This window comes from Clostridium kluyveri (genome assembly GCF_001902295.1).
Lineage (GTDB): Bacteria > Bacillota > Clostridia > Clostridiales > Clostridiaceae > Clostridium_B > Clostridium_B kluyveri_B.
Genome location: NZ_CP018335.1, coordinates 234567 through 247072 on the forward strand (window position 1 = coordinate 234567; position 12506 = coordinate 247072).

The window sequence follows — 12506 nt, forward strand, 5'->3', positions numbered from 1 at the left end:
TGTAAAAATTTTTTACTATAATAACTCTAAATTTCAGTTATGAGGTGTATTTAATGAATGATAACAACAGATATGATGACATAAAAGACGTTTACTGGGAAAAAGTAGATGCAGATAGTGGAAAAATAAAATTTATAAATATGAATAGGCGATCGACTGTAAGAACATTGGTTAAACTGTGTTGTTTTATACTGGTGGCAGCTGTTTCGGGAGGCATATCTGGGGCATATATAGCAAATAAGAAGGAAAGTACCAAAATCTATACGCCTGATAATCAGTTATTGGTGGAATCTAATAAAGGCAATAAAAAACAAGAAGATACATCTGAAGATAATATATATACAAATTCTATATCGAAAGTAGCACAAACGGTAGGTTTATCTGTAGTTGGTATAAGCAATAAGGCAGAAGGATATTTTGGATTAGAGGATATGGGAAGTGGATCGGGTATAATAGTTGATTCAAATGGATATATAGCCACTAATTATCATGTAATAGAAGGGGCAGATAAGGTTACAGTAAGACTTTCAAGTGGAAGGATTCTAGATGCATCTATATTGGGAGTTAATCAGCAGGCCGATTTAGCTGTAATAAAGGTGGATGCTAAAAATCTTCCTGTAGTTAAATTTGGAGATTCTTCAGAGGTAAAAGTAGGTGATATTGTAATTGCCGTAGGGAATTCTCTAGGTCAGGAGTTTCCAAGTGTTACTGCAGGTATAATAAGTGCATTAAATAGAAAAATAGAGTATAATGGAACTGTATACAAAGTTATTCAAACAGATGCGGCTACAAATCCCGGAAATAGCGGAGGCGCTCTTTGTAATATAAAAGGTTATGTTATAGGTATTAATACTTTGAAGATAGGTTCTGATTCCAATGTAGAGGGTATAAGTTTTGCAATAAATATAAATGATGCTAAAAATATAATAAAATCCCTTATGAGTTATGGGGAAGTTTCAAAGCCTTACTTGGGCATATATGGTGAAAGTGTAACATCACAGAATAATAATGTTCAAGGGGTGTACATACAACAGGTGGAGAAAGATAGTGGTGCTGCAGCTTCAGGTATAAAACCTACGGATATATTGACAGAAATAGATGGTAAGAAGGTAAAGAGTTTATCAGATATAGAAGGGATACTGCAAGGACATAAGGTAGGAGATAAGGTTTTAGGGAAGATATGGAGAAATGGTAAAATCATAGAAATAGAAATAGTTCTTTCTGAAAATAAAGAAAGTGAATAATAAAGAGACTATTGTAAGTCTCTTTATTATTTATGTTTTTTAGTATAATATATTATTAAGATGATAATTTAAAGCTTAGATTGGAGTAAGAACATGTTTTTAATAGTTGGTTTAGGAAATATAGGAGTTAAATATCACCGTACAAGACATAATATTGGATTTGATTTTATAGATTTAGTGAGCAAAAAGTATAATATTACCTTAAATAGGGAAAAATTTAAAGGAAATTATGGAGAAGGGTTCATAGGACAAAATAAAGTTATATTATTGAAACCTGGTACTTATATGAATCTAAGTGGGGAAAGTGTAAGAGAAGCTGTAAATTTTTATAAGATTGAAAATGACCATATGATAATTATATATGATGATATAGATATAGATATTGGAAGGTTTAGAATAAGGTCTCGGGGAAGTGCTGGAGGACATAATGGTATAAAAAATATAATATTAAATCTAGGAACGGATGTATTTCCAAGAATAAAAATAGGTATTGGACATCCTACTGTAGATCTTGTATCTTATGTTCTTGGAAAGTTCTCTGAAGATGATAGGATTAATATAGAAAAGGTTTTAAAAACTAGTGTAGAAGCATTAGAGTGTATTACGGATTTTGGCATAGAAGTAGCTATGAATAAGTTTAATGGATTTAAGCTGTGAAATTTTATAATGTTACTTCAAACCGTTTAGTTTCTTTAATATAGAGAAACTAACGGTTATTGTGCGTTTGATTTTTTATGAATAAATATTATAGGGTGGTTGTTAAAATGAGACTAGATGGACTTATGGAACCTATTAGAAAAAGCAGTGAATTTGGAGATATTATAGCGGGGATAGATAGAAAGAAGTTTCCTATAGCGGTATTTGGACTTTCGGAATCTTCTAGAAGTTATTTAATATATGCAGTATATAATCAGCAAGATAAGCCTTTTTTAATCATTACTCATAGTGATGTAGAGGCTAGAAAGTTATACGAAGATTTGTGTTTCTATTTACCACAAGTATATTATTTTCCTACTAAAGAAGTAGTGTTCTATAATATAGATGCTATATCTGGGGATCTAAGATGGGAAAGATTAAAAGTTATAAGAGAAATGTTGAATCCGGGTAAAAAAATCATAATAACTTGTGTGGAATCCTTAGCTTCTGTATATGTGCCTGTAGAATTGTATAAAAATTACATATTTAAGATATCTGTGGGGGATAAAGTAGATTTTAAAAATATTAGTGAAAAATTAATACAGTGTGGATATGAGAGAATGGAAATGGTAGAGAGAAGAGGACAATTTTCTATAAGAGGGGGTATAATGGATATATATTCTCCTATTTCACAAGAACCCTATAGAGTTGAATTATTCGGTGATGAGGTAGAATCTATCAGAAATTTCAATTTAGAATCTCAAAGAAGTATTGAAAAGATAAATAATATAGAAATATTTGCTGCAAAGGAGATTATATTTGACAGAGAGCGAATTGAAATAGGAAAAAGCAAAATAAAAGAGGATTTAGCATCAATAGTAGAAAAACTAAAAGAGAATAAAAATAATGAAGGAATGGAAAAGATAAAAACGATAACAAACAAAAATCTGGAAACCCTTCAAGAAACATGGACATTTGAGAGTATAGATAGCTTTCTACCTTATTTTTATGAACATACTTCTTCTTTCTTAGATTATGCAAAAAATTATTTTGTGATTGTAGATGATATAAAAAGATGTAGTGGAAAATTAGATAGTGTATATTTTGAGTTTCTGGAAAATTATAAAAATTTTCTGGAAAGGGGGAATGTATTACCAGGACAGAGTAAAATGTTACTTGATAGATCTGAATTGATTGATGAACTTAATTATAGAGAAATTATTATATTAGATGCTATTGCCAAATCTACTAAAATTCTTCCACCAAAACTAATAGTGAATTTCACCCAGATAACTTTAAATAATTATCAGGGCAAATTAGAGCTTCTTATTGAAGAAATAAAGCATAAGAAATCTAAAAGCTTTAAAATTTTAATTTTATCCGGTACAAGGGCAAGAGGAGAAAGGCTAGTAGATACCTTAAGGGATAACGGAATTGAAAGTAGTTATAGGGATGTGGTGAACGAAATTAGGCCTGGTGAAGTGGTTATAACTTTTGGAAATCAATTAAAAGGGTTTGAGTATCCAGAGATTAAGATAAGTGTTATTTCCGATAAAGAGGTTTTTGGGAAAGCTAAAAGAAAAAATATAAGAAAAACTAATAAAAAGGGAACAAGTAAGATAAAAAGTTTTACAGAATTGAAACCAGGGGATTTTATAGTTCATGTAAACCACGGTATAGGAGTATATAAAGGAATAAAACAGCTGGAACTTCAAGGGCATAAAAAAGATTATCTGGAACTTGTGTATGAATGTGAGGATAAATTATATGTACCAGTAGAACAGCTTGATATGGTACAAAAGTACATAGGCTCAGAGGGGAAAAATCCAAAGATAAATAAACTAGGAAGCTCAGAATGGAGTAAAGTTAAAAAGAAGGCAAAGAAATCAATAGAAGAGATGGCAGAGGATTTGATAAAATTGTATGCAATCAGGTCTACTTTAAAGGGATATAAATATTCAAAAGATACTATATGGCAAAAACAATTTGAGGATGAATTTCCCTATGAAGAAACTCCAGATCAGCTATCTACTATACAGGATATAAAGATGGATATGGAATCAGATAAAGTAATGGATAGATTACTTTGCGGGGATGTAGGCTATGGTAAAACGGAAGTTGCAGTGAGGGCTGCTTTTAAAGCGGTGATGGATGGCAAGCAAGTAGCTTTTTTAGTTCCAACTACAATATTGGCACAGCAGCATTATAATAATTTTATTCAAAGATTTTCTGATTTTCCTGTAAAAATAGACATGATAAGTAGATTTAAAACTGCCGCACAACAAAAGGCTACTATAAAAGCTGTTAAAATAGGAGATGTAGATGTACTTATTGGAACTCATAGAATACTTCAAAAAGATGTACAATTTAAGGACTTGGGGCTTCTTATTATAGATGAGGAACAAAGATTTGGAGTTAGCCATAAAGAAAAAATTAAACAGATAAGAAAGAATGTAGATGTATTAACTCTAAGTGCCACCCCTATACCTAGAACACTTCATATGTCCCTTGTGGGAGTTAGAGATATAAGCGTTATAGAAACACCACCAGATGAAAGATATCCTATACAAACTTATGTAGTTGAATACAATGACCAGCTGATTAGGGATGCTGTTTTAAGAGAGTTAAGCAGAGGAGGACAGGTTTACTTTGTATATAACAGGGTGGAGAGTATAAAGGAAATGGCATCTTACATAGCTAAGTTGATTCCAGAAGGTAAAGTGGCAGTGGCTCATGGTCAAATGCAAGAGAGGGAACTTGAAGGAATAATAATGGACTTCATGCAGAATAAGTATGATATTTTAGTATCTACTACTATAATAGAAACGGGCATGGACATACAAAATGTAAATACCATGGTAATATATGATGCGGATAAAATGGGACTATCTCAATTATATCAATTAAGAGGAAGGGTGGGAAGAACTAATAGAATAGCCTATTGTTATTTAAGTTATCGCAAGGATAAAGTTCTTAAAGAAGTGGCAGAAAAAAGACTTAAGGTTATTAAAGAATTCACTGAATTGGGTTCTGGATTTAAAATAGCATTAAAAGATCTGGAGATAAGGGGAGCAGGTAATATGATGGGTTCCTCTCAACATGGGCACATGGCAGCTATAGGATATGATTTATATTGTAGAATGCTTGAGGATTCTATAAAATTGATAAAGGGTGAGATAGATAAGGAACCGGTAGAAACTACAGTGGAATTGAAAGTAGATGCATATATACCGGATAATTATATAGAAAATGAAGTCCAAAAAATAGAAGTGTATAAGAAAATAGCCGCTATAAGTTCCTATGAAGATATGTTGGATATAAAAGAGGAATTAGAGGATAGGTTCTATGATATACCACCATCTGTGTATAATTTGATGGATATAGCTTATATAAGAAGTATAGGTAAGGAACTTGGAATAGAATCTATAAAAGAATCAAAAAATGAAGTGGCCTTTACCTTTCAGAATGAAGATAGAGTAGATAAAAATATATTAAAGGCATTGGTGAAAACTTATTTTGGTAAAATAGTTTTAAAAATGAATAAAAAACTTAGTTTTGGATATACATTAAAAGATGTAAAGAGAGAAAATCTTTTGAGTAATGTTAAGGAAATTGTTAAATATATGATACAAATATATGAACAAAAATAGTTTTGTAGTAAAAATGCTTTTATGTTAAAATAAATTTGTATTTTGTAAAACTTGAAGAAAGTGGGGGAATAAACTGTGAAAAATATAGGAAGGTTGGCGGTTACTGCACTTATAGCAGTATTTATATTTTCAGTAACTGGATGCAATATGATAGAGAAAACACCAGAGGCCATAGCTAAGAGTATGGTAGCAGAGGTTAATGGGGAGAAGATAACAAGAAGTGATCTAGATAAGGATCCAAATACAATACAATTAATAGCCCAAGTTAAGCAGCAATATGGGGAAAACTATAAAGAAAATGAAGATGCGGTTAATACTATAAAGACTCAAAAAGAGCAGATACTTGATGATTTAATTACAAATAAGGTAGTTGCACAAAAAGCTAAGGAATTGAAACTTTTACCGGATGAGACTAAACTTAAATCTGATATGGAGACTCAAATTGCACAACTTAAGAAACAGAATTTTAATGATGATGCAGAACAATTTAATACTGCATTAAAAGCACAGGGATTTACTGAAGAATCATTTAAAGCTATGTTTTTATCTCAGTTGAGAACTCAGCAGACTCTGGAAAAAGTAACTGAGAGTATTTCAAAAAATATAAAAATAACAGATAAGGAAATAGAAGATTATTATAATGCCAATAAGAGTAAATATACAGAACAACCTAATAAGATGCATTTGGCTCACATACTGGTAAAGACTGAAGATGAAGCCAAGAAAGTAAAAAAGAGATTAGATGATGGAGAAGATTTTGCAAAAGTTGCAAAAGAAGTATCGGAAGATACAGCTAGTAAAGATAACGGTGGAGATTTAGGAACTGTAAATTATGATAATTCAGGATTTGATGCTGATTTTATGGCAGGAGCTCTGGCATTAAAAGAAGGTGCTATATCAAAACCAGTTAAAAGTAGTTTTGGATATCATATAATAAAGTGTATAAAAAAGGAAGAATATCCAGTTAAGGCTCTTAGTGCAGTTAAGGATCAGATAAAAACACAACTTGAAAGTGATAAAAAGAACAGTTTAGTTTCCCAAAAAATTCAGGAATGGAAAAAAGCTTCTACCATAACTAAAAAAGAGAAAAATATTATATAGAAGAGATTACATATCAAGTGATTCTTAGAAAAACTTATATTTAACTTGGAATGTTCTAAATTTATTTGGAAAATAACTTTAGAATAAAAAGCTTTAAAAGAACTGTAGTATGTATTATTACAGTTTTTTTTAAGTTTTTTCTAATTTAAATAACAATTGTGTATAAAATTTCATGTTTAGAAAGATAATAATAATACAAGTTATATATAATTTTTAAGGAGGAATCAATTAAGTATGAAAGCAACAGGAATTGTTAGAAGAATAGACGATTTAGGTAGAGTTGTTATACCAAAGGAAATAAGAAGGACTCTTAGAATAAGGGAGGGAGATCCTTTAGAGATATTTACAGACAGAGAAGGAGGAGTCATACTGAAAAAATATTCTCCTATTGGAGAGTTAAGTGATTTTTCAAAAGGGTATACAGAATCACTTCAGCAGACTATAGGTCATATAGTTATGATTTGTGATAAAGACAGCGTAGTATCCGTAACTGGTACACCAAAAAAGGAATATATAGAAAAGAAAATAAGTCCTGAACTAGAAAAACTTATAGAAGATAGAAGGACAGTATCAACATGTAGGAATGAAAATCAGATTATTCCGTTATATGATGATGAGGACATAGAAGGAAAGTATTCAGCTCAGGTTATATGTCCTATAATAGCAGGAGGAGATGCAATTGGAGCTGTAATAATAGTGTCAAAAGAAGAAGCTGAATTTGGGGATGTGGAAATTAAATTAGCCGAAACTGCATCATCCTTTTTAGGAAAGCAAATGGAACAATAGATAATAGTGGCAGCAAAGCTGCCATTTTATTTTTATCCATTGATATATTAAGACATTATTGACTGAAATATAAAAAATATTCACTTAAAGTAATAATAGCCTCTGGTTTTAAATAATTATAAACAGGGAAATAAATTGTTTGGTAATATAGTAAGCTGGAGGTATATTTATGAAAAAACAATCGCTTATAAAAGGAACCGTTGTATTAGGAATAGCGGGTATAATATCTAAATTTTTAGGTCTATTTTTTAGATGGCCTCTTCAAATGCTTATTGGAGATGAAGGTGTAGGATATTATCAGATGTCTTTTCCATTATATATGTTTTTTATTGCGGTGGCGTCAGGCATACCGGTAGCAGTATCTAAAATGGTATCCGAAAGAAATGCTACAGGGGATTATGAGGGAGTAATTCAGGTATTTAAAAAATCCGTACTTTTAATGTTTGTCTTAGGGACAGGTTTTACGGCCATACTTCTTATATTTTCTGACCCTATTATACATTTTTTAAAATGGGATAAAAAATCCTATTATTCTCTAGTAGCAATTGCATTTGCACCTATGTTTATATCTATAATGAGTGCTTTTAGAGGATTCTTTCAAGGACTCCAAAATATGAATTATACTGCTATGTCTCAAGTGGTAGAGCAAATAGGAAGAATATTGGTAGGAGTTGGACTTGCATATTTACTTTTACCTAAAGGCATAGAGTATTCCGCAGGAGGGGCGGCATTGGGAGCTGCTGCCGGAGGACTATTTGGGGGAATATATCTAATAATTAAATATGTTCATGTGAGAAAAGAGATAAAGGTATTTAAAGTATCAGATAATAAAGAAATATTGACTAAATTACTATACATAGCAGTTCCAGTATCTCTGGGAGCGGCTGTAAGCAGTATAATGAGTCTTATAGACTCAGCTTTGGTACCCCAAAAATTACTAGAAGCGGGATTTACATATAGGGATGCTGCCATATTATATGGACAACTCACTGGGAAAGCCTTTATATTAATAAATGTACCCTTAACATTATCCTCTGCATTATGTGCTTCTCTAATGCCTATAATTGCAGAATCCCATATATTAAATAAAAAGGTTGATGTTATAAACAAAGTAGATCTATCCTTTAAACTTTCTAATGTAATTGCATTCCCATCCATGTTAGGATTATATACTTTGGCATATCCAATTTTAGATCTAATATTTCCTGGTCAGTCTGCAGGCTTTAATATACTACAATATTCAGCCTTATCTATACCATTTATAATATTAGTGCAGACATCCACAGCTATATTGCAGGGAGTAGGATATTATATTAGACCTGTATTTAATTTAGCTGTAGGATGCATTATAAAAATAATTATAACTTTATCTATGGTACCCGTTCCTTCTATAAATATTTATGGAGCAATTTTAGGAAGTATAGGAGGATATGCGGTAACATGTGTTTTAAATATAGTATTTTTAAGTAAAAAGTTAAAAATAAATATGAATTATTTCCAGACTATGGTTAAACCAGCATTTGCTTCTTTTTTTATGATAGGATCTGTTGTAATTATATATTGGTACGTCTATAATTATACCATGAGCAGCAGAATAGCCTGTTTTTTATCTATTATTTCAGGTCTAATTATATATGTGCCTCTTATAGTTGTATTTGGCATATTTAAATATAGTTATATAAAAGATAAATTTTTAAAGAAATAAGGAGAGGTTACAAGTGATTAAAGTAGTAGGATTAGGTCCTGGTTCTCCAGATTCCCTTACCATGGGTACTATTGATATACTAAAAAATACAGATAGAATTTATTTAAGAACAGAAAAACACCCTACGGTAAGCTATTTAAGACAGTTAGGCATTAATTTTGAAACTTATGATTATGTATATGAAAAAGAAAAAAAATTTGAAGATGTATATAGTAATATTGTAAAAGATTTAATATTTAAAGAAAAACAATTTAAAGAAATAGTTTATGGGGTACCAGGTCATCCACTGGTAGCGGAAAAATCTGTTATGTTATTGTTAAAACTGTGCGAAAAGCAAGCTATAGATGTAAAAGTAATACCTTCAGTTAGTTTTATAGATGTAATTATGGAAAGATTAAAAATAAATGTAGTTGAAGGAATAAAAATAATAGACGCTTTTGATATAAAAAGTCATCTGATGGATAAACGAGTAGGAATAATAATAACACAGGTATATGATAGGCTAATTGCATCAGAGGTAAAGTTGGCACTTATGGATTATTATAAAGATGATACAAATATATTTTTTATAAGAGCTGCGGGGGTTGAAGGAATAGAAAGTATAAGGGAAATTAAATTATATGAGCTTGACAGACAAAGTGATATAGATTATTTAACTTCAGTTTATATACCTAAAGGTATAGAAATCATCTATGATTTAAAAGATTTGTTAGATATAATGGAAAGATTAAGAAGTGAAACAGGATGTCCGTGGGATAAAGAACAAAATCATGATAGTTTAAAAAAATACCTTATAGAAGAAAGTTATGAAGTTATAGAATCCATAGAAGAAAAAGATGATACAAAATTAGTAGAAGAATTAGGAGACGTATTATTACAGGTGATTTTTCATTGTCAAATAGGAAAAGAGGAAGGTTTTTTCAATATAAATGATGTAATTAGGGCTATATGTGATAAAATGATAAAGAGACATCCACATGTATTTGGAAATATGGAAATTGATAATTCTAAGGAGGTGCTAGCAAGCTGGGATAAAATAAAGAAAAAGGAACAAGGATTAAAAACATATACAGATGAACTCAGACATGTAGCTAAAACTTTACCGGCCTTAATGAGAGCTTTTAAGGTTCAGGAAAAAGCCGCAAAGGTAGGTTTTGACTGGGAAAAAGTTGAATATGCTTTAGATAAGGTATTAGAGGAATATTATGAAGTCAAAGAGGTATATAAAGGTGAACAAAAGGTAAAAATATTAGAAGAAATAGGGGATTTAATATTTGCATGTGTAAATGTTGCAAGATTCCTTGACATTGACCCCGAGTTTGCATTAAATTATACTATAGAGAAATTTATAAGGCGTTTTGCATATATAGAAAAAAATTCTAGAGAACATGGATTAGATATGGCAAATATGACTTTGGATGAAATGGATGAACTTTGGGAGGAAGCCAAAAATAAGTTTTAAATACTTTGTATAAAAAAGAAGGAATTTTTAATTATGTATAGAATATGCTAATATGCCTATATAAAAAATATGTTTAGTAATTCAGAAAGCAATAACAATTTTAAAGATATGTACAAATATACATAAATAAATGGTAAATATTTTTTGTATATTATCTAAGTGTATTTAAGGTTCATCCACATATTTTGTAATTTGATACTTGTAAATAATACAAATGTATTTAAATTAGGCATTCTCAACATACATTGATAATAAATGTTAATTATCATAAAATATAAGGGTGAACCTGTATTTGTTGATTAAATTAAATTTTAATTTTAAAATTTAATTTAAGAATAGCCAAAGCTTCGTTTATAGTATAGGTATGTATATTTGTGTACTTTTATCTATAAAAATAAGAGGAGGTAAAAAGATGAATAAATCAGAATTAATTGTTGGTATAGCAGAAAAATCCAAGTTAACTAAAAAAGATGCAGAGGCAGCTTTAAAGGGATTCATAGAAAGTGTAGAGGAGACATTAGAAAAAGGAGAGAAAGTTCAATTAGTAGGGTTCGGGACATTTGAAACAAGAAAAAGAGCTGCAAGAGTTGGAAGAAATCCAAGGACTAAAGAAGTGATAAACATACCAGAATCAACAGTTCCTGTATTTAAGGCTGGTAAGGAATTTAGAGATAAAGTAAATAAATAGTATAGTTTATACAAAACGCCTGGATGAAAATCCGGGCTTTTCCTTTTAAATATATGATATAACAAACTAAATAAGTATTAGATCAGGAGGATTAAATATGAGATTGGATAAATATCTTAAGGTATCCAGAATAATAAAAAGAAGAACAATAGCAAAGGAAGCCTGTGAAGGCGGACGAGTTACTATAAATGGTAAAATAGCCAAACCTAGTACGGAAGTTAAAGAAGGAGATATAATAGAAATTAAATATGCAAATAGATCTCTAAAGGCAAAGATTCTGGATATTCAAAATCATGTTAAAAAAGAAGAAGTTCAAAATATGTATGAAATAATTTCAGGTTAAGAATATATGGTAATATAATTTATTCAGCTCACATATATTTATTATATGTGGAGGGGATGTTTTATGGAGAAAAAAGAAATAAATATAGAACATAAGAAGAGTCTTCTGAGTCTTGAAAGTAGGAGGAAGTTAATTTTAACGGGTATTATAGAAGTAGTCAGTTTTAATGAAGACCAAATAGTTTTAAATACTAATCTTGGAACCCTCAATATAAAAGGAAAAGATCTGAAAATGAATAAGTTGGATGTACAAAATGGCGATGTTGTTATTATAGGAGTTATAAATGCCTGTGTATATACAAGCAGTGAACCCAAAAAAAAGAGACAAAATCTAATATCAAAGATATTTAAATAATAAAGATATAGTTATTTAGGAAAGGGTTACTATGATTATATCAATAGGAGAACAAATTCGACTTATAATATTTAGTATTATGGCAGGAATAATAACCGGAATATTATTTGATTTTTATAGGTTAATACGAGGATACTCTAATTTAAGTAAAATAATAATGTTCATAGAAGATACTCTGTTTTGGATATTTACCGCTATAATTGTATTCGTGTTTTTACTTTATACTAATTATGCATATATGGGTATGTATGCATATGTATTATTAGCAGTAGGAATATATATATATATGAAATTTTTCAGCAATATATTTGTAAAATTTCACAAGAGCCTATTTAAAGTGTGGGGAAGGATTTTTAGGATAATTATAAATATATTATGTTATCCATTCCAGTACCTTATTTATAATATCGCGAGAAAAAATAAAAAAAATTATAAAAATTAACTTGAAGAAAATGAAAAATCAAATTACAATATAAATATGATGTTTTATAGTTAATGGATTATTAATGTTTGTTGAAAAAAGTATATACTATAGAT

General features: G+C 29.9%; 11 protein-coding genes. All 11 read left to right on the plus strand.

Features of this window, described 5'->3' with window-relative positions; genetic code table 11:
* The first annotated feature begins 53 nt into the window (after positions 1-53).
* The 11 genes from BS101_RS01370 (at position 54) to yabQ (ending at position 12411) form a co-directional block, all read left to right on the plus strand.
* Entirely contained in the window at positions 54-1244 is a 1191-nt protein-coding gene (locus tag BS101_RS01370) for a S1C family serine protease (RefSeq protein ID WP_073537210.1), read from the plus strand.
* Positions 1245-1337: 93 nt separating this feature from the next.
* Positions 1338-1901 carry an aminoacyl-tRNA hydrolase gene (gene pth / locus BS101_RS01375; RefSeq protein ID WP_073537211.1) on the plus strand — a complete coding sequence of 188 codons (564 nt, stop codon included), beginning with the start codon at positions 1338-1340 and terminating at the stop codon, positions 1899-1901.
* A 107-nt stretch (positions 1902-2008) separates the two neighbouring features.
* Positions 2009-5530, plus strand: a complete 3522-nt coding sequence (gene mfd, locus BS101_RS01380; protein ID WP_073537212.1) for a transcription-repair coupling factor — start codon at positions 2009-2011, stop codon at positions 5528-5530.
* A gap of 75 nt (positions 5531-5605) precedes the next feature.
* A complete protein-coding gene (locus BS101_RS01385) occupies positions 5606-6631 on the plus strand; it encodes a peptidylprolyl isomerase (protein ID WP_073537213.1) in 1026 nt (341 codons plus the stop codon).
* A gap of 234 nt (positions 6632-6865) precedes the next feature.
* Positions 6866-7417 carry a stage V sporulation protein T gene (gene spoVT, locus BS101_RS01390; protein WP_011988750.1) on the plus strand — a complete coding sequence of 184 codons (552 nt, stop codon included), beginning with the start codon at positions 6866-6868 and terminating at the stop codon, positions 7415-7417.
* 169 nt (positions 7418-7586) lie between these two features.
* Positions 7587-9122 carry a putative polysaccharide biosynthesis protein gene (locus BS101_RS01395; protein WP_073537214.1) on the plus strand — a complete coding sequence of 512 codons (1536 nt, stop codon included), beginning with the start codon at positions 7587-7589 and terminating at the stop codon, positions 9120-9122.
* 13 nt (positions 9123-9135) lie between these two features.
* Complete coding sequence (mazG, locus tag BS101_RS01400; protein WP_073537215.1) at positions 9136-10584, plus strand: nucleoside triphosphate pyrophosphohydrolase; 1449 nt, start codon at positions 9136-9138, stop codon at positions 10582-10584.
* A 412-nt stretch (positions 10585-10996) separates the two neighbouring features.
* The gene (locus tag BS101_RS01405) at positions 10997-11272 is read left to right on the plus strand and encodes an HU family DNA-binding protein (protein ID WP_011988753.1); all 276 of its coding nucleotides are present in this window, start codon (positions 10997-10999) and stop codon (positions 11270-11272) included.
* Positions 11273-11369: 97 nt separating this feature from the next.
* On the plus strand, positions 11370-11615 hold the full coding sequence (locus BS101_RS01410; protein WP_073537216.1) for an RNA-binding S4 domain-containing protein: 246 nt from the start codon (positions 11370-11372) through the stop codon (positions 11613-11615).
* A 63-nt stretch (positions 11616-11678) separates the two neighbouring features.
* A complete protein-coding gene (gene yabP, locus BS101_RS01415) occupies positions 11679-11969 on the plus strand; it encodes a sporulation protein YabP (protein ID WP_073537217.1) in 291 nt (96 codons plus the stop codon).
* 31 nt (positions 11970-12000) lie between these two features.
* On the plus strand, positions 12001-12411 hold the full coding sequence (gene yabQ, locus BS101_RS01420; protein ID WP_073537218.1) for a spore cortex biosynthesis protein YabQ: 411 nt from the start codon (positions 12001-12003) through the stop codon (positions 12409-12411).
* The last annotated feature ends 95 nt before the right edge of the window (positions 12412-12506 follow it).

Coding starts and splice junctions, on each gene's coding strand:
- BS101_RS01410 (WP_073537216.1), top strand. CDS start 11,370: ATGAGATTGGATAAATATCTTAAGGTATCCAGAATAATAAAAAGAAGA.
- mfd (WP_073537212.1), top strand. CDS start 2,009: ATGAGACTAGATGGACTTATGGAACCTATTAGAAAAAGCAGTGAATTT.
- yabP (WP_073537217.1), top strand. CDS start 11,679: ATGGAGAAAAAAGAAATAAATATAGAACATAAGAAGAGTCTTCTGAGT.
- spoVT (WP_011988750.1), top strand. CDS start 6,866: ATGAAAGCAACAGGAATTGTTAGAAGAATAGACGATTTAGGTAGAGTT.
- BS101_RS01395 (WP_073537214.1), top strand. CDS start 7,587: ATGAAAAAACAATCGCTTATAAAAGGAACCGTTGTATTAGGAATAGCG.
- BS101_RS01370 (WP_073537210.1), top strand. CDS start 54: ATGAATGATAACAACAGATATGATGACATAAAAGACGTTTACTGGGAA.
- BS101_RS01405 (WP_011988753.1), top strand. CDS start 10,997: ATGAATAAATCAGAATTAATTGTTGGTATAGCAGAAAAATCCAAGTTA.
- pth (WP_073537211.1), top strand. CDS start 1,338: ATGTTTTTAATAGTTGGTTTAGGAAATATAGGAGTTAAATATCACCGT.
- yabQ (WP_073537218.1), top strand. CDS start 12,001: ATGATTATATCAATAGGAGAACAAATTCGACTTATAATATTTAGTATT.